This is a genomic window from Massilia suwonensis, assembly GCF_042655665.1.
Classification (GTDB): Bacteria; Pseudomonadota; Gammaproteobacteria; order Burkholderiales; family Burkholderiaceae_D; genus Telluria; species Telluria suwonensis.
On the sequence record NZ_JBHSMR010000015.1, the window covers coordinates 96917 to 119734 of the forward strand.

15 protein-coding genes are annotated in these 22818 nt (G+C 66.5%); 2 read left to right on the plus strand and 13 right to left on the minus strand.

Features of this window, described 5'->3' with window-relative positions:
- Window positions 1–4: 4 nt before the first annotated feature.
- The 6 genes from ACFPQ5_RS24015 to ACFPQ5_RS24040 all read right to left on the minus strand — a co-directional run bounded on the left by ACFPQ5_RS24015 (window position 5) and on the right by ACFPQ5_RS24040 (window position 8259).
- Window positions 5–1177: an ABC transporter substrate-binding protein gene (locus tag ACFPQ5_RS24015; protein ID WP_379761560.1), complete on the minus strand. Its 1173-nt coding sequence runs from the start codon at window positions 1175–1177 to the stop codon at window positions 5–7.
- Window positions 1178–1320: 143 nt separating this feature from the next.
- Complete coding sequence (locus tag ACFPQ5_RS24020) at window positions 1321–4143, minus strand: ATP-binding protein (RefSeq protein ID WP_379761561.1); 2823 nt, start codon at window positions 4141–4143, stop codon at window positions 1321–1323.
- Window positions 4144–4149: 6 nt separating this feature from the next.
- On the minus strand, window positions 4150–4848 hold the full coding sequence (locus ACFPQ5_RS24025; RefSeq protein WP_379761562.1) for a hypothetical protein: 699 nt from the start codon (window positions 4846–4848) through the stop codon (window positions 4150–4152).
- Complete coding sequence (locus tag ACFPQ5_RS24030) at window positions 4841–6214, minus strand: hypothetical protein (RefSeq protein WP_379761563.1); 1374 nt, start codon at window positions 6212–6214, stop codon at window positions 4841–4843. The genes ACFPQ5_RS24025 and ACFPQ5_RS24030 overlap by 8 nt, the downstream gene beginning before the upstream one ends.
- A 198-nt stretch (window positions 6215–6412) precedes the next feature.
- Window positions 6413–7165: a DUF3108 domain-containing protein gene (locus ACFPQ5_RS24035; RefSeq protein WP_379761564.1), complete on the minus strand. Its 753-nt coding sequence runs from the start codon at window positions 7163–7165 to the stop codon at window positions 6413–6415.
- 2 nt (window positions 7166–7167) lie between these two features.
- The gene (locus ACFPQ5_RS24040; protein WP_379761565.1) at window positions 7168–8259 is read right to left on the minus strand and encodes a DUF3108 domain-containing protein; all 1092 of its coding nucleotides are present in this window, start codon (window positions 8257–8259) and stop codon (window positions 7168–7170) included.
- A gap of 111 nt (window positions 8260–8370) precedes the next feature.
- Here ACFPQ5_RS24040 and ACFPQ5_RS24045 point away from each other — a divergent pair, with 111 nt between their 5' ends.
- Both ACFPQ5_RS24045 and ACFPQ5_RS24050 read left to right on the plus strand, forming a co-directional pair.
- Window positions 8371–9021: a PhaM family polyhydroxyalkanoate granule multifunctional regulatory protein gene (locus ACFPQ5_RS24045; RefSeq protein WP_379761566.1), complete on the plus strand. Its 651-nt coding sequence runs from the start codon at window positions 8371–8373 to the stop codon at window positions 9019–9021.
- A 131-nt stretch (window positions 9022–9152) separates the two neighbouring features.
- Window positions 9153–12416: a patatin-like phospholipase family protein gene (locus ACFPQ5_RS24050; RefSeq protein ID WP_379761567.1), complete on the plus strand. Its 3264-nt coding sequence runs from the start codon at window positions 9153–9155 to the stop codon at window positions 12414–12416.
- 198 nt (window positions 12417–12614) lie between these two features.
- Here the strand turns inward: ACFPQ5_RS24050 and ACFPQ5_RS24055 are convergent, their stop codons facing one another.
- The 7 genes from ACFPQ5_RS24055 to ACFPQ5_RS24085 all read right to left on the minus strand — a co-directional run bounded on the left by ACFPQ5_RS24055 (window position 12615) and on the right by ACFPQ5_RS24085 (window position 22804).
- The gene (locus ACFPQ5_RS24055; RefSeq protein ID WP_379761568.1) at window positions 12615–14297 is read right to left on the minus strand and encodes a tetratricopeptide repeat protein; all 1683 of its coding nucleotides are present in this window, start codon (window positions 14295–14297) and stop codon (window positions 12615–12617) included.
- The gene (locus tag ACFPQ5_RS24060; RefSeq protein ID WP_379761569.1) at window positions 14294–15001 is read right to left on the minus strand and encodes a sensor histidine kinase; all 708 of its coding nucleotides are present in this window, start codon (window positions 14999–15001) and stop codon (window positions 14294–14296) included. The genes ACFPQ5_RS24055 and ACFPQ5_RS24060 overlap by 4 nt, the downstream gene beginning before the upstream one ends.
- Window positions 15002–15095: 94 nt before the next feature.
- Window positions 15096–16751: an FAD-dependent 5-carboxymethylaminomethyl-2-thiouridine(34) oxidoreductase MnmC1 gene (mnmC1, locus tag ACFPQ5_RS24065; RefSeq protein ID WP_379761570.1), complete on the minus strand. Its 1656-nt coding sequence runs from the start codon at window positions 16749–16751 to the stop codon at window positions 15096–15098.
- Window positions 16748–17314, minus strand: coding sequence for a DNA-3-methyladenine glycosylase I (locus ACFPQ5_RS24070; protein ID WP_379761571.1), 567 nt, complete (start codon window positions 17312–17314; stop codon window positions 16748–16750). Before ACFPQ5_RS24070 ends, mnmC1 begins: the two co-directional genes overlap by 4 nt.
- A 145-nt stretch (window positions 17315–17459) precedes the next feature.
- A complete protein-coding gene (locus tag ACFPQ5_RS24075; RefSeq protein ID WP_379761572.1) occupies window positions 17460–18284 on the minus strand; it encodes a DUF4142 domain-containing protein in 825 nt (274 codons plus the stop codon).
- 255 nt (window positions 18285–18539) lie between these two features.
- A complete protein-coding gene (acpA, locus tag ACFPQ5_RS24080) occupies window positions 18540–20186 on the minus strand; it encodes an acid phosphatase (protein ID WP_379761573.1) in 1647 nt (548 codons plus the stop codon).
- A 215-nt stretch (window positions 20187–20401) separates the two neighbouring features.
- Window positions 20402–22804, minus strand: coding sequence for a sensor domain-containing protein (locus ACFPQ5_RS24085; RefSeq protein WP_379761574.1), 2403 nt, complete (start codon window positions 22802–22804; stop codon window positions 20402–20404).
- Between the last annotated feature and the right edge of the window lie 14 nt (window positions 22805–22818).

A 22818-nucleotide genomic window follows, 5' to 3' on the forward strand; every position in this document is an offset into this window, starting at 1 on the left:
CGGCTTATTTCTTGCCCGGGTCCTTCTGGTTCGGGAACTGGTCGAATTCGACGTTGTACAGCTCGCCGTTCACCTTCTCGACGCGGCGCACGTATTCCGTCTGCACCACATCGCGCGTGGCGGGGTCGAGCATGATCGGCCCGCGCGGGCTGTTCAGCTTCAGGCCTTTTAAAACCGCCATCGCCTTGTCGCCGTCGATGTCGCCCTTCAGCTTGCGCGCCACCTCGTAGATCGCCGCCATGCCGTCGTAGCCGCCGACGGCCATGAAGTTGGGCCGGCCCGCGCCTGGATTCACGCTCGCGAAACTTTTAAGGAAGGCCGTATTCTCGGGCGACTTGTGCGCCGCCGAGTAGTGGAAGGTGGTGATCACGCCCAGGGTCGCGTCGCCCATCGCCGGCAGCATGTGGTCGTCGGTCAGGTCGCCGGTGCCGATCACCTTGATGCCGGCTTCGGCCAGTCCGCGCTCGCGGTAGCCCTTCATGAAGGCGATCGTGTGTTCTCCCGGCGGCACGAAGACGAAGACCGCATCCGGCTTCGCGTCCTTGATGCGCTGGATGTAAGGCGCGAAGTCCGGGTTCTTCAGCGGCACGCGGATCGTCTCGGGTACGGTGCCGCCGCCGGCGGTGAGCGTCTCCTTGAAGGCCGCCTCGGCATCGATGCCCGGCGCGTAGTCGGCGACCAGGGTGACCACTTTCCGGATCTTGTTCTTCAGCGCCCAGGTCGCCATCGGCGCGGAGCTTTGCGGCAGCGTCATCGACACGCGGGCGATGTAGTTCGACTTGGTCGTGACGATGGAACTGGCCGCATTCATGACGATCATCGGCTTCTTCGCCTGCTCGGCCAGCGGCGCGACGGCCAGCGCTTCCGGCGTCAGGCCGAAGCCCGCCAGGAAATCGACCTTCTCGCGCACCACCAATTCCTGGGCCAGGCGCTTGGCGACTTCGGGCGCGGGGCCGGTCGTGTCGCGGATGACGATCTCGACCTTCTTGCCGGCGACGGTGGCACCATGCTGCGCCATATAGGCCTTGATGCCGCCTTCCATCTGCTTGCCGTAATCGGCGAAGGGGCCGGAGAAGGGAGCGATCAGGCCGACCTTGATCGTGTCGGCGGCCTGCGCTTGCATGGCGACGGCAAATGCGGCTACTGCCAGGATGATCCTGGACGCTGCTTGTTTCATGTTTGTCTCCTGTTGTCTTGTGCGGCTAGTGTGCACAGGTTCCAGGAGACTGCCTACTTGCCGACCTTGATTGGGGCAATCAGCTTTTCTAATAATGGTGCTGGCGGCCCCATGAAAAAGGGACCCGTCGGGTCCCTTTCAACTTACGCGGCTTGCGCCTCTTCCTTTCTACGCTGCAGCACGAAGATCGGCTGCGCCCACTGCGTGTCCTTCTTCTTCTTGCTCGTGATGAGCGTCAGTTCCGAAGGGTCGTAGACGTCGGTGTTGTGGGTCAGCGGCGTCGTCATCAGGTACTGGGCGTCGGTGTTCTTGAGGAACTCGCCAACCAGCTGGATGTTGCGGATGTCCAGGTGCGCGAAGGGTTCGTCGATGAACACGAAGCCGCCGGAACCCTCTTCCGATTTCAACAGGCCGATCAAGAGCACCAGCGACTTCATCACCTGCTGGCCGCCTGAGGCTTCGCCGTCGTTCATGCCGATCTGGTCCTTGCCGTCGAATTTAAAACGCACGTGCAGGCCGGCTTGCGCCAGTTGCACGTCGTCGTTCTCGAGGCGCACCGGGTCGGCTTGCACGTCGATGCCGGCCAATTCTCCCAGTTCCTTGATGTTCTTCGAATAGGTCTTGATCGTGTAGCGCAGGCGCTCGATGTAGGCACCGCGGGCATTGCCGGTCGCTTCGATCGCGCGGTTGTTCTGGTAGCGGCGCTCTTCGGTCTCGACCTGGCGGCCCGAGAGCTGGTCGTTCAGGCGCGCGTACTGGTCGATCACGGTGGCGTCGAGTTCCCAGTCGTCGCGCGCCAGCGCGTGCTCGAGCGAGGAGATGCGCAGGTTGACCTGGTGCGCATTCTGGTGCTGGGACACCAGCGCCGCACGGCGCGCCGCCCGCTTCCAGGCGGCCGGGATGTTCTTCCAACCGCGGCGCAGTTCCAGCAGCGCCTTCGCGTGCTCGCTGCGCTGCTCGATCTGGCGGCGGCTGTTCAGGCGCAGGCCCGCCTCCGCTTCCGACAGCGCCATGCGCGCGTTCTGCCAGACGGTGTCGGCGCGGGTGCGCGCGACCGTCGCGTTCTTGGTCAGCGTCTGCAATTCTCCCAGGCGCGCGCCCACTTCCAACCGTTCCGCGCGCAGTGGCGTCATGCTACGCGCCGCTTCCTCGAACTCGGCCTGGCGTGCCGCCAGCTCTTTCGCTGCGTCGACGCCGGCGATGCGCGCCTTCAGGCCGCCCACTTCCGCCGCCAGCTTGCTGATGGTGAGGGTGAGCGCATCTTCCTTCGCTTCCAGTGCCGGCAAGGACTTCTGGATCGCCTCCAGGCGCTGGGTTTTACCGGCGGCGCCGAAGCGGTAGCGCGACGGCTCGACGAACAGCGAGCGTCCGCCGCGGCGTTCGCGGTGGTAGGCGTCCGGCGTGATCCACTCCTCAACGCCCGACTTGAAACCGGCATCGACGGAATCGACGCGGTCGATGCGCGCCAGCTGATCGATCAGCCAGCCCGGCGCCGGGGCCGAGAAGTTCACCACCGACAGCAGGCTGTCGTCCTTCATCTTCGGCGCTTCGATGCAGTCCGGGACGATGAAGTGGCGATAGCGCTCTTTTTCAGCCAGGCGGTACGCCGCCGGGGCATCCTTTGCGCGCTCGAGCAGCACGACCGAGGCGTAGCCACCCAGCACACCCTCGACAGCCCCCTGCCACTTCGGATCCGTCACTTCGACGATGTCCGACAGCATGGCGTGCGGGATGCCCTCGTCGCGCAGCGCGCGGCGCATCAGGCGCTGCGCTTCCGGTTCCGGCATCGCGCTCTTGCCCTGCAGCGCCGAGATGGTCGCCATCTCCGCGGCGATCTTCGCGCCCAGCGCTTCGCGCGCGGCCCGCTGGCGCGCCAGCTCCGCTTCCTTTTCTTCCAGCTGGGTCGCCACTTCCGCCATGTCGGCGCCGGCTTCCGCCGCCAGCTTCTGCAGGCGTTCCTTCTGCTCGATCAGGTTCTCCAGCGGTTTTATCCTGCTGTTGATCTGCGTAAGGCGGCTCGCCAGTGCCGTGCCTTCCTGCTCGAGCAGGGTTTCCTGCTGCTGGGCTTCGGTCAGCGCGCGCTGCTGCGCGGCTAGCGCCTGGCGCTTCTCGGTGAGCACGCTGTCGACCTGCGCCAGCGGCTTACGCTGCTCGTGCAGGGCGCGGCTGATGTTGGCCGCCTTTTCGCGCGCCTCGTGGTACTCCAGGCTCGGCAGCACTTCCTCCTTGAGGTCGCGCCGTTCCTTGTGCAGGTCTTCCCACTGGTGATAGTTGGCCACGCGCAGGCGCAGGCCCTCGAGGTTGATGCGCGAGGTTTCCAGTTCGGCCTCGAAGCGCTTCAGTTCCGTCTCGGTGTCGCGCTGGTGGCGCTTGGCTTCGTCGTAGGCGTCCAGCACCTCTTTATCGCCGAAGACCTGGAACACCAGGTCGAGCAGCTGGCGCGGCGCGTATTCGCACAATTTGTCGGTCTCGCCCTGCTCCAGCGCCAGCACCTTCGACATCGCCGGCGACAATCCTGCTGACGCGAGTCGTTTTCTGTAGTTCTCGACGCCGAGCCAGTCGGTCGCTTCCGTCACTTCCTCGATGTCGACGTTCCCCGGACGCATCAGGTACTGGCGCTTCCAGTCGCCGCCGTTCTTCTGCACCTGGCAGAACAGCGTGACTTCGTCGTCGGCGAAGAAGCCGGAATGGCGGAACGGGCGGTTCGAGAGCTGGCGCCCGACCGCCTTGTTGTCGACCACGGCGCGGATCCAGGCGCTCTGCTGGCCCGAGTGGCGCGCATAGTGTTTATAGGTGCGGCCCATCGAGCAGTCGAGGCCGAACAGGGTGCGCAGCGCGTCGAGCAGGGTCGTCTTGCCGGAGCCGTTCTGGCCGGCGATGGTGATGATCTTGGCGTCGAGCGGGATGTTCTTGATGCGCTGCCAGTAATCCCAGTGGACCAGCTCGAGTGATTTGATGTGGAACATAGTGTCTCAGTTCGGAGTATCTAGAGGCTCGACGGCCTCGGCATCGTTGGCGGCATCGCTCTTGCGCGGCACCGCGGCCAGGGGCGCGCGCTTGAACACGTCGGACAGGGCGCCGTTGATGATGCGCTCCTTCAGGACGTCGGTGTCCATCATCAGGTCCAGCAGCGGGCCTTCCAGGATCACGTCGCCGCGGCGTTCGATGAAGCCGAGCTTGGAGAGCTGGCCCAGGTTCATGTCCATGCGCGTCTTCTTGCCCAGCTTGTCGCCGAAGTCCGACAGCAGCGCCGTGTAGGAGATGCCGATCGAGGTGTCTTCCGCGCGCGGGATCGGGTTGTCCTTGTCGAACAGGTCGTTCTGGTCGTCGTCTACGGTGACGTGGGTTTCCTGGCGCTCGCGCTTCGGCAGGATGATCTGCGCCCACAGCACGACCAGCAAAGCCACGCCGTCGCGGGTGAGGCCGAAGTTATTGTTCTGCCAGATGTCCTTGGCGCCGAAGATCTTCGGCTCGACGTTGCGGTGCAGGGCGAGCGTCACGTGGTCGGCGTAGACGTTGTCGAGCAGTTTCAGGCCGCATTCGAGCAGGCGCTTGTCGACTTCGGCGCGGAACTGGTCGTCCGACAGCGCGCGCTTGACCATCTTGTCGTCGCGGCGCAGGGTCTGGTGCGTCAGCAGGCGCGCGATCAGGATTTGGGAATCGTCATTCATGGTCCGGGCCTAACTCCAGATTCAGTGAGAGGGTTGCAAACGACATGGCCGCGACTTCCGGATCGTCCAGCTGGACCATTTCGTCGGTCGGCTCGAAACGGATCGGCAGGCGCGCCAGTTCGGCGGTCGCGCCCTGCAGGCTGGCTTCGGCGGCGTCGCCCAGCAGCGGCAGCAGCGAGGCGCGGTAGGAGGCGACCGCAAAGCCGGCCGGCAGCAGCGACTCGTGCAGCTGCACCTTCTTCGGCCCCGTCTCCGAAAATTCGGGGAAGTTGCCCAGGTTGGCGAAGTCGGCCAGCTTGTTGATCCAGTCGTCGAGTTCGGCCTGCATGGCCGGGTTGTCGTTGATGGTGAGGGGCGCATCTTCTCCGCTCGGCAGGCCTTTCGGACCGGCGGTCGTGACGCGCTCGAGGAGCAATTCGGTTTCGGCCACGTCGATCATCTCGGCTGGCGTGCCGAACAGCGGCACCACCGGGCGGTCGATCGCATCGGCCGCCAGGCTGGCCAGGTCTTCGTGGGCCAGCAGCCAGCGCTTCACGTCGGTGGTCGACAGGCCCGACTGGCCCAGGTGCACGCGCTGGCGCTCGATCTGGTTCAGGGCGCGCGAGAACATGCCCTGCATGTTGAGCAGGGCGCTCTGCGCGCGGCCGATCGCCTGCGCCGCTTTATGGGTGGCGGAATCGGCGCGTTCGTCGGAGGTGATCGCGCGCAGGATCACGGAACCCTTCTCGACCCAATCACACGCCATGTGCCACTTTGCCTGCGAGTTGCGCAGCTTGAACTCGGAACCGGAGGCGATCGCGTCGCGGAATTCCTCGGTCAGCTCGACCAGGCGGCCCAGCAGGTGTTTCAATTGTTCGACCGTGACGCCGCCGACGGCCTGGGCGCCGGCCACTTGCGACAGCAGGAAGCCCATCTCGGCATCGTCTTCCTCGGGCTTGGCCAGCGCGATCAGGGTGTCCAGCGCGGACAACACGTTGCGCGCCAGCGGCGTGATGCGGTAGACGGCGCTCGGCGCGTCCCAGGCCAGCAGGCCGTGCGAGCGCAGGCGGTTCAGCACCGTTTCCAGGCTTTCCGGGATCAGGTAGGCCAGCTTCTGGTTGATGTCGGCGCGCGAAAAGGCCGAGCTGCCGGTATCGGCCGCCAGTTCGCGCAGCACCAGCAGGCGCACCAGCACGCCGTCCTGGGTGCCGTGGAACAGGGCCGTGAAGGCGGACAGCATGGGCTGCGCGCGTTTTAAATGGAACACCTGCTCGATTTCGTCCGGCGCGATGCCATTCTGGAAATGCGCGGCGAGCGGGTCGAGCTCGTCGGGGACTACGCCATGGGATTCGGCGGCGAGGGCCGCGCCTGCCTGTATGTCGATCATGTGGGATACCAGTTTTGCGAGCGCGGAGGCGCGGGCGGCGTGTTGCCGGCCGGGATGTCCGCGGGGGCGCCAGTATAACAGTTCAGGACTGGCAATCAGGAGGGATGATGTTGCCCGTTGGCAGGAATGACACAGTTGGCGCAGTGAGCTTGCAATTCCGAACCCGAGCGGGCTCGGAATGCAAATGTTGCTTTTCGATTATTTTCTCGTGATTTTGGTAACCGTCTGCTCGATCGTCTCGCGCTCGCCGTCGTGGAAGCGCAGTTTGACCGGATACCATTCCTGGCCGGGGGCCAGCCAGATGTCGACGGATTCGCTCTTGCCGTCCGCACGCGGCTCGCGCGTCACCAATAAGGTGTCGAGCTCGCCCATGCCGGTCTGGATCTTTTCGCGTTTCACCACCTTGAAGGTCCAGGGCTCGGCGTCGCGGCGGCCGGCGACGACGAAGCTCCATTCGCTGCCCGGCTTGAATTTGCTTTCGCCCGCTGCGCGCGCCACCGAGGCCAATTGCCAGGTGACCGAGGCGCGGTCCTGCTCGCCGCCTTTCAGGACGTAGGGCTCCTTGGCATCCGTGAACGTGATCGTTTTGTTATCGCGCTCGAAAGTGGTCGTGGTGGCGTCCTTGCGGTAGCGCTTTTCGTAGAATTCGTCCGGCGCCAGGCCATAGCTGTCGACGGTGCCGCGGCTGCGGTATTCCGTGAGTTTGCCGATGAGAGGCACGCGCGCTTCCACGTTGACTTCGTACTTGCCGTCGCTATTGCCGCTATTGCGCCAGGCGATCAGTGCTTCGCCTTTCAGGCCGAAACCGCGCTGCTGGGCGTTCAGTTCATAGGACAAATCGGCCGCCGGCGGCAGCTCGACCGCGCGTTTCACAGGGGCCGCAGCCTGCACCTGCAGACCCAGGCTCAGCAGGACAGCCGCTGCTCCACCTTTCAGAAGATTGCTTCGCATTATCATTTTCCTGTATCGGTAAGGCCTATATTATTCACGGTTTGCGTGGTCACTGCACCGTTGGCTTCCGAATTGCGAATCTGCACCGGATACCAGCCCCGGTCTGGGGCCAGCCAGATGTCCAGGCGCGAGCGGTAGGAGCCCTCTTTCGGCGGACGCGACAGATGGACTGTCTGCAGCTTGCCGAGCTTGGTGTCGATCTCTTCCTGCCCGACCACGACGAAGCGGAACACGACGGCATCGCGGTCTTCGCCGACCTGGATGTCGATGTCGCCAGAAAGTTGATTGGGGTCGCCGCGCGCGATTGCCGCCAGCTGCAGCGGCACGCTGGCCTTGTCCTGGGCGCCGGCCGTCAGGGGCACGGTCTTTTGCGAGGACGAGAAGCTGATCTTGTCGTGCGCCCAATCGAAGTGCGTCGCGGTGAGCGCCCGGCCGCGCCGCTTTTCCGTCATTTTCACGGGCGCGAAGCCGGTCGCCGCGAGCGCGCCCTCGCTGGTCAGCACGGCCAGGTTCACGCGCGTAAACACGATGCGGATGCCGGCTTCGAACTCGATCCGGTAGCTGTCGTCCTTGAAAAGCCAGGTCAATTGCGCTTCGCCGCTCCAGCGCGTGCCGTCGGCGTCGACGCGGGCGACGTCCATCGTGATCCTGGCCGGCGGCGGCACGTCGACTTTATAACGGCGTGGCTCGGGCGGCGGGGGCGGCACTTCCGCGGGAACCGGTGCCGGCACAGGTTCGGCCGCGGCCATTGGCGCCTGCTCGGGGGCGCCCTCGCCTGCGCCGCCGCTTCCCGGCTCGACCGGAGGGCCGACGGCCTCCTCGTTCAGCACCGGCGCGCTGTCCTGGGCCAGCTGCGGCAGTGGAGGAGGCGGAACCGGCTTGGGCGGGGGCAAAGGTTCCACCGGCGGAGGCGGAGGCGGCGGCGGTGCCTGCAGCAGCTTCGTCTGTATGAAAGCCGTGTCCTGCGCAACAGGCATGCGCGGCAGCGACACCGTTCCCGAAATGAAGGACAACAGTGCGATATGCAGCAGGACGATCAGCGCGCCAACCAGCACAGGGCGGCGCTGTCGCGAAATGGCATCGACAATACCCATAACGCCTAGTGTACCTGCCCACGTGCCCGCCTGCTGCTCAGCAGTACTCATCCAGCTTGGTGCACATGTTATTTATCTGCTACGCTAGCCCAATAATCCATGGAGACTACAATGCTGAAACCACCTTCGCAGAACGTTCCCGGCATGACCGATACGCTCGAGTTCGTGAAGAATCTCTGGGGCAGCATGGGCGTGCCCGGCGTCACCATGCCCGGCTCCGGCGCCGGCAGCCTCGGCACCCCCGCCCTCTCCGTCGAAGAACTCGACAAGCGCATCACCGACCTGAAGGCCGTCGAAAACTGGCTCAACCTGAACCTGTCGATGCTGCGCACCTCGATCCAGGCTTTCGAAGTGCAGCGCGGCACCCTTGCCACCCTGAAAACGATGAGCGACAACATGGCGCAAGCCATGGGCCAGAAAGGTGAGCAGACCGCCTCGCTGCCGCCATTCGCCGCTTTCTTCAACGCGGCCGGCGTCCAGCAGGCGGGGACGCCGCCGGCCGACGGCGCCGCACCGGACGCCATGATGCCAGCAGCCATGGCGTGGTGGAACTTGCTGCAAGACCAGTTCCGCCAAGCGGTGGCGAGTGCGATGCCTGCCGACGGCGGCGCAAGCAACGCCGGCGACAAGAGCGCAGCAGCAGACGCTCCGGCGGCCGACGTACCGCCTCCTGCCGACCGTGCAACGACCGGCGGCGACACCGGCGGCACGCCCGGCACTTCCTCCCAGAAACCTTCCCGTACGAAATCCGACAAAGCGTAATCCGCAGGCAGGAAAGTCCTCCCGCCGCGCCCATGTCTTGATTTGACGGGCATCACACCCGCCCCTGCCGTGCTGAACTTGACAGTGCGGCCGGGGCAGCCGGCCGCCGCGTTCTTCTGTTGGAGACCGGCATGTCCACCATCGATTTTTCCCGTCTCACGCCCGAGCAGGTCACTGATGTACGGCGCAAGCTCGAGCGCGCCGGTTGTCCGGTGCCGCCCGGCGCCCGCCGCGTCGAACAACTGGCCGGTGCGATCGCCGCCTTCCGCCGCCAGCAGGGCCTGCCCGGCGGCGGCCCCCTCGACGAAGCCACCTGGCGCCGCCTGAACGCCTGCAGCGGCACCGTCTTCAGCGAAGTGTTTCAAAATGAACTCGGCCTGCTGCGGCCGGAACCTGGTGCGGGCGCCAGCGGCGGCCCGGAAGACGTGCAGCCGACCGCTACCTGCGACCTGCTGGTGCGCGCCCACGATGCGCGCCTGGCCGGCCTGGCGCTGTCCGGCGGCGGCGTGCGCAGCGCCACCTTCAATCTCGGCGCCCTGCAGGCCCTGGCCGAACTGCGCCTGCTGCGCGACGTCGACTATCTCTCCACCGTCTCGGGCGGCGGCTTCATCGGCGGCTGGCTATCGAAATGCATCCGCGAGCGGCGCGGCGACGTGGCCGCCGTCGAGGCCCTGCTGACGCCCGGCGCGGCCGGCCAGACGGTGGCGACTGAGCCGGTCGAGATCCAGTTCCTGCGCCAGTACAGTAACTACCTGTCGCCGAAGAGCGGCACCTTCAGCGCCGACACCTGGACCCTGATCGGCACCTATGTGCGCAACACCTGCCTGAACCTCGCGATGCTGGTGGCCTGGCTGTGCGCCCTGCTGCTGCTGCCGCGCTTCGCGGTCTGGGCCGTGCACCGGGTGATCGGGCCGAGCGCGCCCTGGGCCGGCTGGTCGGATGCGATCTGGCTGGGCGGGATGGGCCTGTTCCTGTTCGCCGTGTTCTGTATCGCCCTGTCGATCTCGAGCAAGCCGGAAAGCTCGCGCGGCCTGCGCCGCTTTCCGCTGCAGCAGGGCGCGGTCCTGCGCTGCATTAATTTGCCGCTGCTGCTGGCCGGCTTCCTGGTCAGCATCGGCCTGTGGCGCCACGGCGGCGTGGTGCCGGCGCTGTGGGAAGACGGCCTGCCGGCGCGCTTTCACGGCTGGGGAGCCTGCTGGCTGCTGGTGCCGGGCCTGGTCTACTTCGTGGTCTGGGCCAGCGGCTGGTACCTGGCGCACGACCGCACCAGTCCCTACCGCACCGCCGGCTACGTGCTGTGCGGCGCCGGCGCGATGCTGGTGGCGAGCCTGTCGCTCTCGGCCGCGCTCGAGTTCGCGCCCGGCGCGGTGGCGCACCTGCTGACCATCGACGTCGGGCGCCTGCTGGCCTGGCGCCTGTGCCCGGCCCTGTGTGTGCTGATGGTCGCCGCCGGCGGGGCGCTGGCGCTCGAGCAGCGCCTGCGCCTGCACCGCCCGATCCCCGACATCTCGCGCGCCGAACTGCTCGAAGGCCTCAGCCACTTCGTGTGCGCAATCGGCGCCCTCGCCGCCGGCACGTTGTTACTGCTGGTGGGCCTGGCGCTGCTGCCCGATCCAGCGGTGCATCCGGTCCTGAACAATGCCATTGCGCTGGGCAGCTTCGGCATGCCGCTGATGATGACCCTGTTCTCGGTGACGATGACGCTGATGATCGGCCTGATCGGATCGCTCTACAGCGACGCCAGCCGCGAATGGTGGAGCCGGCAGGGCGCCTGGTCCTCGATCTTCTCGCTGGCCTGGCTGATCATGTTCGGCGTCGCCTTTTTCTTCGCGCCCCTGCTGCACTGGGCCTGGCTGACCTATGACCCGATCGCGAATGCCGGCACCGCCATCGGCTGGGTGGTGATGACCGTGATCGGCCTGAAGGCCGGCAGCGGCAGCGCCACCGGTTCGCGCGAGGGCAACTGCGCCAAGCGCGAAATCGCGGCGCGCCTGGCGCCCTACTTTTTCACGGTCGGCATCTTCGCCCTGCTTTCCAGCCTGGTGCAGGTGGTGGTCGCCATGCCGCGGATCGCCTGTCCGGGGCCGGTCTCGCTGCCCTGCGTGTACGCGGCCCACGCCAATGCCACCCTGGCCACCAGCGGCAGCACGCTGGCGATTGCCTTCTGCTGCTTCCTGGGCGCGGCCCTGCTGCTCGGCTGGCGCGTCGACATCAACAAGTTCTCGCTGTACATGCTGTACCGGAACCGCCTGGTGCGCGCCTACTTCGGCGCCAGCAGCGCGCGCCGCATCCCGCATCCCTTCACCGGCTTCGACCCGCACGACGACCCGCAGCTGGCGGACATGGAGAACCAGCGCCCCTACCACATCGTCAACACCTCGCTGAACCTGGTCAGCGGCGAAGAGCTGGCCTGGCAGACGAGGAAGGCCGCCTCCTTCGTCTTCACGCCGCGTTTCTGCGGCTTCGAGATGCCCCTGATGCCCGACCTGCACGCGGCCCGGCGCGGCACCTACCGGCCCACGCGCGAGTACGCCTCCGGCCCGAACGCCGGCGACGACGATGCCCACGTGCGGCTCGGGATGGCGGTGGCCCTGTCGGGCGCGGCCGCCAGTCCGAACATGGGCACCCACTCGTCGCCGCCGCTGAACTTCCTGATGACGATGTTTAACGTGCGCCTGGGACGCTGGTGCCCGAACCCGCTCAAGTCGAGCTGGACCCGCTCCTCGCCCGGCATCGGTCTGTTCAGCCTGATCGCCGAACTGTTCGGCATGACGAATGCCGACGCCAACTACGTCTACCTGTCGGACGGCGGCCACTTCGAGAACCTGGGGATCTATGAACTGGTGCGCCGGCGCTGCCGCCTGGTGATCGCGGTCGATGTCGCCAGCGACAGGACCATGGCTTTCGAAGACCTCGGCAACGCCATCCGCAAGTGCGCCACCGACCTGCACGTCAGCATCGACATCGACGTCTCGAAAATGGACATCGTCAAGGCGACAGGCCTGTGCGGCGCCAGCTGCGCGGTGGGCGCGATCCGCTACAGCCACGCCGATCCGGACGGCGTCGACGGCACCCTCCTCTACATCAAGCCGGCCATCGTCGGCTCGGAAAATGCGGACGTGCTCAATTACTGCAAGGCGAACCCGCAGTACCCGCACCAGAGCACGGCCGACCAGTGGTTCGACGAGGCGCAGTTCGAAAGTTATCGGGCGCTGGGCTACCACATCACCAAGGCGGCGCTGGCGAAGGCGGCGGCGGCCTCGCTGCTGGCGGGCGGGCGGCACGATGTGGCGCAGCTATGCGATTTCCTGCTGCGTGAGCATGGGATGGAGGTGGCACCGGCGCCTGTCACGCCGACGCCTCCTGTAACAGAGGTGCGGGACGCATTCCGGTAGGGTGGGCGCTCCGCGCCCACGCGGTACGTGCGTATGCGTCAATCCAGGCCCATGATGTATCGCCCGCCGACGTTTGCAAACATCACGATCAGGTGTGGGCTTTTGGGGATGCCGCGGAGCGAAGCATCCCCGCCAACGGCAAATGGATACGCCGTACCGCGTGGGCACGGAGTGCCCACCCTACGCGACGATCAACGATCAGGCGGTGGTGTCGACTGCGGCCGATGGTGTCTCCGGCTCTACCTTCGGCGCCAGCGCCGCCAGCTGCTCCATCAGCTGCGCAAAGCGCTGCTGCCCCGGCTGCAACCGGTCGACGTGGGCCAGCACCTCGTGCGCCTCCAGCGACAGGGCTTCGTCGTAGCCCTTCTCGCGCATGTGCGAGATCAGCACCTGGGCCGCGTTGAACAGGATGCGCTGGTTGTTCGGCAGCCTGGCGCGCGCTTCGCGCATCCACGCGACGGCGTCCTTCAGCTTGCCGGTCTTCCAGAGCAGCACGCCCTGGTTCATCAGGTCGGACGCTTCCTTCTTCGCGGCGCGGATCAGCTCTCCGCCCTCGTCGCTCAGGCGCGCCTTGTCGAAGATCGCCTGCACCTCGTCGAGCAGCACCGCGTTGTCGTGGTTGTTGCGGATGACGTAGCAGAGCAGCTCGACCGGCGCTTCCTTGACGCCGACCGCGAACAGCAGGGTCGCCATCTCGAGGCAGGTGGCCGTGTCCGGCCGGTCTTCGCGCGTGCCCAACAAGGCTTCGAGTTCGTCGCCGGCCTTGCGCGCGCGCCGGTAGTCTCCGCTCTCGTGCCAGACCAGGCCTTCGGTGATCTTGGCGCGCAGGTCGATGTCGGGGTGGGCGTCGCCAAACTCCCGTTGCGCCGCCAGCAGCAGCGCCTGCGCTTCCTTCGGATCGTTTTTTAAACCGCAGACGCGCGCCAGGCCCAGGTAGGCATCGGGCGTGCGCCGCACCGAATACTCTCCGACCGCGATGCACTTGCGGAAGGCCTTTTCGGCCATGGCGACATTCCCCAACTTGAGGCACACCTGCCCCAGGTTGCGCTGGCGCGGCACCGAATTCGGCGACAGTTTTGCTGCGCGCTCGAGAATGGAACAGGCCTCTTCCAGCTTGCCCATGCCCTGCCAGACCAGGGCCAGCTGGTCGTAGGCGTCGATGTAGTAGCGGTTCTCGGCAATCACGCCCTGGAACATCTGGCGCGCCTGCTCGAACTCTCCGTTGGCGAGGCGGATCTTGGCCAGGCCCGCGCGCGCCCACTGGTATTCGCGCTGGTTCAGCACGCGCTCGTAGGCCTCCCGCGCCTTTTCCGGCTCGCCGCTTTTCTCCATCAGGCGCGCCTTCATGCGCAGCAGTTCGATTTCGTGCACCCGGTTCGTTTCGATCTGTTCGTCGCACAGGCGCGCCGCGCGCAGGTAGTCCTTCTCGGCGTAGGCCTGGTCGATCGGGCGGAACACCTGCTTGCGGTGCCAGGCGCGGTTCAGGCGCGTCAGCAGCACGCCTTCGGTGATCGGTTTCACGAGGTAGGCGTCGGGCTGGTGTTCGGCCGCGCCCATTACCGATTCGACGCTCTTTTCGGCCGAGACCATCATCCACACGCTCGACGGCAGCAGCAGGTTGCGCACGCGCGCTTCTTCCAGCACCTGCTGGCCGTTCTTGCCGTCGCCGAGGTTGAAGTCGCACAGCACCACGTCGTAGCGCGTCTTGGCCAGCAGGCCGATCGCTTCACCGCCGCTGGCCGCCTGGTCGATGTTCTTCGCGCCCAGGCTGCGCAGAGCCTCGCGCAGCAGTTGGCGCACGCCGACGAAGTCGTCGACCACCAGGTAGTTCTTGCCGGCCCAGTCGATCGGCTCGGCCGCGGCTTTGACGGGCAGGTTCATGGCAGGTTCAGGATGAAGCAGCCGCCGCCGAGGGGGCCGCCGTTTTCCAGGCGCACGCTGCCTTCGCGGCCGCGGTGACGGTGCATGCGCGCGACTTCGCGCGAAAAGTACAGGCCGAGGCCCGCGCTGTTGGTGCGGAAGTCGATGCCGCTGGCAGTGCCGTGCAGGCTCGCGGCGCCAGCCTCCAGCAAGGTTTGCGGATAGCCGGCGCCATTGTCTTCGACGCGGATTTCCAGCAGACCGTCGGCTTCGCGCAGCGCCAGGCGGATGCGGTCGCGCGTGTAGTGGGCGGCGTTGTTGACGGCGTGCGAGACGACGCCGACGACCAGGTCTTCGTCCAGGTGCCAGATCAGGTCGCGATCGGCGTCGACCTCGAGCGCGATGCCTTTCGCCTCCAGCAGCACGCGCCCGAGCGCCACCACCTGCTCGACCAGCTGGCCCGCTTCGATCGGCTGCACGTCGAACGGATACTCGGGCGTGCCGACCCGTTTATACAGGGCCAGCAGCTGCATCAGGTTGTCGTTCAGGCGGCGCGTCTGGTACAGCATCTGCGCCATCTGCGGATAGGCGTTTGAATTCTGCGGCCCGCTCTCGAGCAGCAGGCGCTCCAGGGTCCCGGAGAGCACGCTGATCGAATTCTTCATGTCGTGGGCGGTCGAGGCCAGGAACAGGAGCAGGTCCTGGGAATGTGCGGTGTCGTCCATGCGCCGGCGCCAGTTGAGTGGCGCAAAAAGTTGCCGTACGTAAATTATACGCGGATTGGACGTTTCATTTCACATTGCACGCCCGGCAATGCGCTTAATCAGGGGCAAACGTGGCCGGCATGCGTACGCTGCGGCGCGCACGCAACACGAAGCGGGCCGGATCGAGGGCGTCGACCAGCGCCGCTTCCAGCGGCAGCGGCTCGTTTTCCAGGCGCGCGGCCAGCAGCTCGGCGCACAGCGGCGCCCAGATCAGGCCGCGCGAAGCGTAACCGAGCAGGCTGAAAACACCGGGATGGCGCGGCACGTCGCGCAGGCGCTCGGTGCTACCGGCCGCGTCGAAATCGGGCAGGCCGCCGACCAGCGGCAAACGGTCCGGCGCCACGCAGCGGAAACCCACCCGGCCACGCAGCGGCGCACCCAGCCCTGCGTCCGGATCGGAGACCAGGGCTTGCAGGCGTTCCAGGTTTTCCTGCTGGCTGGCGGCGCGCAGGCGCGGATCGGCATCCAGGTCGTAGGTGGCGCCGGCGCAGGCGACGCCATTCGCGGCCGGCGTCAGGTAGGCTTCGCGGCACAGCACATAGGGCAGTTGCGGCAGCGTGGATGCGTCGAGGTGCGTCACCTGGCCGCGCAGCGCCGACAGCGGCAGGCGCGCCGCCTGCGCAATCCGGGTCGACGCGGCGCCGGCGGCCAGCACCACGGTCGCGGCGCGCGCGATCATGCCTGCGTCGCCGTGCACTTCCCATTCCTCGCCCACGCGCTCGATCCGCACGCTGCCGACGCCGAAACGCCGCGTGAGGCGCGCACCGCAGGCATCGAGCATCGCCTCGCACACGCTGCCGGGACGCGCCCAGCCTCCCTGGCGGAACAGCCAGGCGCCGTCGGGCGCCGGCAGGCCGAGCGCCGTACTCGCCTGCTCCGCTTCCAGCCATTCGGCAAAGGCGCGCGGATAGCGCTTGCCGGCGGCGATCGCGCGCGAGGCGGCCGCGTGCTGCGCGTCGCGCGCCAGCTGCATCACGCCGCAGGCCGCGCCTTCGATGCGCTTGCCGATGCCGCCCAGGGTCTCCCAATAACGCAGCGCGTACAGGTAGGCGGCGCGCGTCAGGCGCGTCGGGATGTTGTCGTCTTTCGACAGCAGCGGCATGAAGATGCCGGCCAGGTTGCCCGAGGCTTCGCTGGCCGGCGCGGCGTGGCGCTCGACCAGGGTCACGTCCCAGCCGCGCGCACAGAGGCGTTCGGCCGCCGCGCAGCCGGCCAGGCCGGCGCCGATCACGATCGCATGGCGCGCCGGGACTTCGGGCAGCACCGGACGCGGCTTGCGGCTTGCGAAGCGCGCGCCGCCGCCTTCGAACACGAAACCCTGCGCCATCAGCGCGGCGACCTGCTCCTGCTCGAGCCAGTCGAAAGCGAGACGGGCGTCGCTTGCGGCCAGCCGCGCCAGCGCGCGCGCAAAACCCGTGTTCGGACCGCGCAGGCCGTGCAGCCGGGCGAAATCGATACGCGCCGCCAGCTGGACCAGCGCCGCGTCCAGGGGCGCGTTCAGGAGGTCGAGGGTGACGCAGGATTCCTGCTGCGGGATGCGGTGAAAGCCCGGCAGCAGGCCCTCGGCCAGGGCGACGATGTGCAGGCGCGCGGGACGGTCCGGGTCCTGGCGCCAGGCCTCGATCAGGGCGGCCGTGCGCGAGCCGTCGCCGTAGGCGCTGTCGAAGACCGTGTAGCGCTCGCGCCCCTGCCAGAAACGACTCGGGTTCACTTCATCCCTGCGTAACGGAAGCAGTCCGGGTGGTGGTCGTCGACCATGCCGATCCCCTGCATGTAGGCATAGACGATGGTCGAGCCGACGAACTTGAAGCCGCGTTTACTGAGATCTTTCGAGAGGCGGTCGGACAGCGGCGTTTTACTGGGGCGGGTGCCGTCGGCCCAGTCGCCCACCAGCGGCTTGCCGTCGACATAGGCCCACAGGTAGCTGTCGAGGGTCTGGCCTTCGGCACGCAAGGCGAGGTAGGCGCGCGCGTTGCCGATGGCCGCCGCCACCTTCAGGCGGTTGCGCACGATGCCGGGGTTGGCCAGCAGTTCGGCGACTTTCGCGTCGTCGTACCGGGCGATCTTTTCCGCGTCCCAGCCGTCGAAGGCGGCGCGGTAGCTCTCGCGCTTGTTCAGGACGGTTTCCCAGGACAGGCCGGCCTGGGCGCCTTCGAGGTTGAGCATCTCGAACAGGCGACGCTCGTCGTGGCAGGGCACGCCCCATTCGTGGTCGTGGTAGTCGAGGTAGCGGGGGTTGGCCGGGTTGGCCCAGCTGCAGCGGTGGGTGGTCATGCCATGGAGTATACGTCAGCCGCCTGTAGGCCGGGCATCTCACATTGTTCGATTACGCATGCGAAGTACCGCGTGGGCACGGAGTGCCCACCCTACAAAAGCGGAAGGCGCCGCCTGAGGCAGTGCCTTCGCCATCAACGATGGATTACTTGCCCGAGGTCGTGCCCGACTTCGCAGCCGGCATCTGCTGGGCCGCCTTCAGGTGCTGTTCCACCGTCGGCTTCATCTTGGTGGCCAGGCCCTTGACGTCGGCATCCTTGGCGTTCTTCTCGTTCTTGTTCAGCATGGCGAGCGCTTCCTTGTGGCCGCCGGTGCCGCCCATTTTCATGTACTCGCGGTCGAACTTCTCGCCCTCGAGCTTGGCCAGCTTGGCCGACATGGCCTTGTGCTTGGCGTCGAGTTCGGTCGGCAGGGTGATGCCCTTGGCTTGCGCCACGGCCTGCACTTCGGCCAGGCCCTTGGTGTGGTCATCGATCATCTGCTGGGCGAAGGTTTTCACTTCCTGGTTCTGGCTCTTGCTCTGTGCCAGCTTGCCCATTTCGACCTCGGCCATGTTCACCATCGCCATGTCCATGATGGCCTTGTTGTCGGCCTTGTTCATCTTCGTTGCGCCCGACGCGGTTGCGCCGGCCGTGCCCGACTGGCCCGAGGTGGTGTCGGCCATGCCGGTGCTGGTGCTGCCGGTGCTGCCGCTCATGCCGGCGCCGCTCTGGCCGTGCATCGAGTGGCCGGCCGCGGTGGAGCTGGAGGTAGCGCCGGCGGTGCTCGAACCGACCTGGCTGCTGCGGTTTTCCATGCCCTGGCTGTTGGTGTTGTTGACGGTGCCGTCACCCGCGGTCTTGCCGGTCATGTTCGGCTGGCCCTGTGGATTCTGGGTGGTGGCGGATTGTGCTTGCACGCCAAAGCTGGCGAACATGGCGGCTGCGGCCGAAACGGCGAGCAGTCCTTTCAACGCTTTATTTTTCTGCATGATGCTCTCCTGGGGTTGGGGATTGGAGCCGGCATCACGTCTCCGATGCGCCGCTCCTGTCAAATGACTTCGGCATGTCGTGCACCGTCTGCGCCGCGTTTGACGGCAGCACGCCCGTGCACGTTTTCGAGCCAAGCGGCAGTGTATCGCCGGGTTTGGCAAGCTAGCGCGCGGTAGCCTTTTAGCAATATTGTCGAGGGAGCGGACATGAAAAAAGCCGGCGCGCAGGCCGGCTTTGGCAAGGAAGGAACGCGATCAGCGAAAGCTGAGGGCTGCCGTCAGGTCGCCCGGACCGCGTGCGCCGCGGGCGGCAAAGGCGGCATCGCGCATAGCCAGGCCTTCGAGCTTCGGCAAGCCGTGCAGGCGCGTGATGAAGCGCAGGATCGAGGTGGTGTCGTAGAAATTGTGGTCCACGGCGCCCTTCTTCGCGTGCGGCGAGACGACAATCGCCGGAATGCGCGAACCCGGTCCCCAGCGGTCGCCCTCGGGCGGCGCCACGTGGTCCCACCAGCCGCCGTTCTCGTCGAAGGTGATGACGACCACCATGTCCTTCCACTGCGGCGAATTTTTCAGGTGCGCGATCACGTTGGCCACGTGGGCGTCGCCCGATTCGACGTCGGAATAGCCGGCGTGCAGATTCAGGTTGCCCTGCGGCTTGTAGAAGGCCACGGCCGGCAGCTTGCCGGCCAGGGCGTCGGCAATGAAGCGGTTCGAGATCGGGCTGTCGCCCAGGCCGCCGTCGCGCAGGTGCGCGGCGCGCGCCGCGGTGCCCGGCGCAAACTGGCGGAAATAATTAAAGGGCTGGTGATGGTGCTGGAAGTTCGGACGCTGGCCGGCGCCGCGCCCGTCGATCGCCGCCTGCCAGGCGCCGCCGTACCAGGCCCAGCTCACTTTCGCGCGCGACAGCAGGTCGCCGATGGTGTCGTAGCCTTGCGGCGGCAGGACCGACGGATCCTGCGGATCGGCGGCGTTGGCGTCGCCCCCAGGCGCCGGCCGTACCCAGCTCGGCTGGTAAGGCGGCGCCATCGTGTTGACCGCATAGCCGTCGGGCGTGATCGCACTGGCGTTGACGAATTTCGGCTTGCCTTCGAGCGCGGACTTGGGCGAATCCGGCGCCACCGCCAGGCGCTTGCCAAGCGGGCCGTCTTCCAGCACCGTGATTTTCTTCTTTGCCGGCGTCTCGGCGGCGTTGAAGAATTCCGGCGTGCGGCCGCTGATCAGGAACTGGTGGTTCAGGTAGGAACCGCCGAAGGCGCCCATGAAGAAGTTGTCGCACAGCGTGTATTCGCGCGCGATCTGCCACAGGCCCAGGTTCTTATCGGTCTCGCCGTAGTGCCCCATCACCAGCGCGCCGGAGTCGCCCCAGGCGACGAAGCCGTCGTTCTTGCCGCCGTTGATCTGCATCTGGTTGTGATAAAAATTGTGCACCAGGTCGCGCGTGACCAGGGCTTCCGGCAGCGGTTGACCCTCGCCGTCATGCAGCTTCCAGGGACCGTTCGGCAGCTTGGCGATCTTGTCTTCGCCGATCAGGTAATCCTTGCCGCCGATGTTCTGGCGTCCCGGCACCATGCCGCCCCAGATCTTCGGCAATTGCGGCAGCACCGAACCGTCGCGGTCGAGCTGCGGCGCGCTGTCAGGCATCGGCGCGGCCAGGCCGGGGAAGCCGGCGAACAGGTTGTTGAAGCTGCGGTTTTCGAGGTAGATCACGACCACGTTTTTCACGTGCGCCTTGAGTTTGGCGTCGAGCGAGGATGCGGGTTTCGCCTTGGCGCGTGGTGCGGCTTCGGCGGCGGCAGGCAGGCTGGCGCCGAGGCCGACTGCGGCCGCGGCCTGGAAGATGCGCCGGCGGGATGGGCTGGCAGGGGCTTGCGCCGGTTGTTCGTTGAGATCGCGGTCGGACATGAGGGCGTCGCTTGAATGAGGGAAACAGCGATTATCGCCCGTTTCTTGCTCAGTGAAAATATTGACGATGACCGTTTGCTGGGGCGCACCGTAGAGTGGGCATGCCCACGCGTTCAAACGGTGGCGTTGACACGGCAATGCCGAAGTTGGTACAGCTAGCATCCCGAACGAAGCCAACGTGATGCACGCGATGCAACCGCGTGGGCATGCCCACCCTACTTTTCGGCCGCGAGTCTTTCGCGTAATGCAGCCAAAGGCAAGGGCTTCGCAAAGTGATACCCCTGCGCCTCGTCGCAATCGGCCGCGCGCAGGAACTCGACCACTTCGGCCGTCTCCACGCCCTCGGCCACCACCGCCAGCTTCAGGGCATGCGCCATGTCGACAAAGGCCTTCACGAAATCGAAGGCGCTGATGCGCTCGTCCTCCTGCAGCACGAAGGAGCGGTCCAATTTGAGGACGTCGATCGGGAAGCTGCGCAGGTAGGCCAGGCCCGAATACCCCGTGCCGAAATCGTCGACGGCCAGTTTCACGCCCAGCCCGTGCAGTTCGCGCAGCATCAGCGCGGTGCGCTCGATGTCGGCGATCAGCGCGCTTTCGGTCAGTTCCAGTTCCAGGCAATGCGGCGGGATGCCGGATTCCTGCAGCGCCTCGCGCACTTCGCCGACAAAGGTCGCATGCGCCAGCTGGCGCGCCGAGACGTTCACGGAGACGCAGATCTCGCGCCCGAACTCCGTCATCAGGCGCCGCGTCTGCAGGCAGGCTTCCGTCAGTACCCAGCGTCCGATCGGCGCGATCAGGCCGGTTTCCTCGGCGATCGGGATGAATTGCGCCGGCGAGACCATGCCGCGTTCCGGATGGTTCCAGCGGATCAGGGCTTCCATGCCGACCATGGCCATGCTGCGCAGGTCGATGCGCGGCTGGTAGTGCAGCTCGAATTCGCCGCGCGCCAGGGCCGGGCGCAGCGAGGTTTCCAGCGCCATCCGCTCGCGCGTGGCGAAAGCCATTTCGGGTTCGAAGAAGCGGTAGCGGTTGCGCCCGGCGGCCTTGGCGCGGTACATCGCCGTGTCGGCCGCCTGGAACAGCTGCTCCTTGCTGTTGCCATCAAGCGGGAACAGGCTGATGCCGATCGAGGCGCCGATGATCACGTCCTGGCCGGCGATCGTGATCGGGCTGGTCAGCACGTCCAGCAGTTTCTCGCCGATGCGCCCGGCCGCCGCCTGGCCGCTGGGGCAATGGGCCGCGATCACGAATTCGTCGCCGCCCAGGCGGGCGATGACGTCGTTCGGACGGATCACCGCGCGCAGGCGCGCCGCCACTTCGCATAGCAGGATGTCGCCGAACTCGTGCCCGAAGGAGTCGTTGACTTCCTTGAAGCGGTCGAGGTCGAGGAACATCGCCGCCACCGTGGTGCCGCGCGGGCAGGTATCGAGCAGGCGCTGCACGCGTTCGCCCAGCAGCGCGCGGTTCGGCAGGCCGGTGAGCGTATCGTGGGTGGCCAGCTCGCGCAGCCGGTTCTGCGTTTCCTCGCGTTCGGTGACGTCGCGGATGATCGCCTGGTAGAACGCCTTGCCGCCATCCTCGAAACGCGAGATGTGGACGTCGGCCGGGAAGGTGCTGCCGTCCTTGCGCCGCTTGGTGATGCGCAGCAGCCGGGTTTGTCCGTCCTGGAGCGCCGCACCCAGTTCTGCCGTGTAGCTGAAGTCGCTGTCGATGTCGGGCGCGCGCAGGCCCAGGAATTCCTCTTCGGTATAGCCGAACACGCTGCAGGCGCGGCCGTTGGCGGCGACGATGCGCAGCTCGCGGTCGGCAATCACGATGCTGTCGGCCGCCTGCTGGAACAGGTTACGGAAGCGCTGTTCGCTTTTGCGCAGCGCCTGCTCGGCCTGGCGCTTGAAGCTGATGTCGTGGAAATAGACCGACAGCCCTTCCTCGCTCGGATAGGCGCGCGCCTCGACCCAGGCACCGGAGGGCTCCCAATAAGTCTCGAAGGTGCAGGCTTCGCCGGTTTCCATGGCGCGCCGGTAATAGCCGAGCGAGGGCGAGCTGTGCAGGTCGGGGGCGACCTCGAGCAGATTCTTCCCGATGGCGGAACCTGGGTCGACGTTGACAAAGTTACCTGCCTTGCGGTTGGCGTAGGTCACGCGCCAGTTGCGGTCGACGGCGAAAAAGGCGTCGCCGATGCTTTCCAGCATGACCTGCAACTGCTGCTGCGACTTGTCCAGCGCCTGGCGCGCGGCATGCTGTTCGGTGACGTCGCGCGCCGTCGCATAGGTCACCTGGTTGAGCGCGCACCAGCGCACCGAGATCGACATCACGACCGTGCGCCCATCCATGTGCTTCCAGCGGCTGTGCAGGTTGCGCCGAATCGACACGCCCGCGCGCAGGTTGGCACGCAGGACCTCGAACAGCGGGCGCTCTTCCTCGACCAGCAATTCGCAATAGCGGCGCCCCACCAGCTCCTCCGGGAGATAACCGAGGATGTCGTAGGTGGCCGCGTTCAGGCGCTGGAAACGGCCCTCGGCGTCGATGAGGGCGATCAGGTCCAGGGAATTTTCGATCAGGGCGGTGTTTTCTTCGGCCAGCCGCGCCAGGTCCGCCGTCGTTGTCTTGTCGTTCAAGTCGTGTTCCGTCT

Coding starts and splice junctions, on each gene's coding strand:
- ACFPQ5_RS24050 (WP_379761567.1), top strand. CDS start 9,153: ATGTCCACCATCGATTTTTCCCGTCTCACGCCCGAGCAGGTCACTGAT.
- ACFPQ5_RS24045 (WP_379761566.1), top strand. CDS start 8,371: ATGCTGAAACCACCTTCGCAGAACGTTCCCGGCATGACCGATACGCTC.
- ACFPQ5_RS24030 (WP_379761563.1), bottom strand. CDS start 6,214: ATGATCGACATACAGGCAGGCGCGGCCCTCGCCGCCGAATCCCATGGC.
- ACFPQ5_RS24060 (WP_379761569.1), bottom strand. CDS start 15,001: ATGGACGACACCGCACATTCCCAGGACCTGCTCCTGTTCCTGGCCTCG.
- ACFPQ5_RS24055 (WP_379761568.1), bottom strand. CDS start 14,297: ATGAACCTGCCCGTCAAAGCCGCGGCCGAGCCGATCGACTGGGCCGGC.
- ACFPQ5_RS24070 (WP_379761571.1), bottom strand. CDS start 17,314: ATGACCACCCACCGCTGCAGCTGGGCCAACCCGGCCAACCCCCGCTAC.
- ACFPQ5_RS24015 (WP_379761560.1), bottom strand. CDS start 1,177: ATGAAACAAGCAGCGTCCAGGATCATCCTGGCAGTAGCCGCATTTGCC.
- ACFPQ5_RS24040 (WP_379761565.1), bottom strand. CDS start 8,259: ATGGGTATTGTCGATGCCATTTCGCGACAGCGCCGCCCTGTGCTGGTT.
- ACFPQ5_RS24075 (WP_379761572.1), bottom strand. CDS start 18,284: ATGCAGAAAAATAAAGCGTTGAAAGGACTGCTCGCCGTTTCGGCCGCA.
- ACFPQ5_RS24020 (WP_379761561.1), bottom strand. CDS start 4,143: ATGTTCCACATCAAATCACTCGAGCTGGTCCACTGGGATTACTGGCAG.
- acpA (WP_379761573.1), bottom strand. CDS start 20,186: ATGTCCGACCGCGATCTCAACGAACAACCGGCGCAAGCCCCTGCCAGC.
- ACFPQ5_RS24025 (WP_379761562.1), bottom strand. CDS start 4,848: ATGAATGACGATTCCCAAATCCTGATCGCGCGCCTGCTGACGCACCAG.
- ACFPQ5_RS24035 (WP_379761564.1), bottom strand. CDS start 7,165: ATGCGAAGCAATCTTCTGAAAGGTGGAGCAGCGGCTGTCCTGCTGAGC.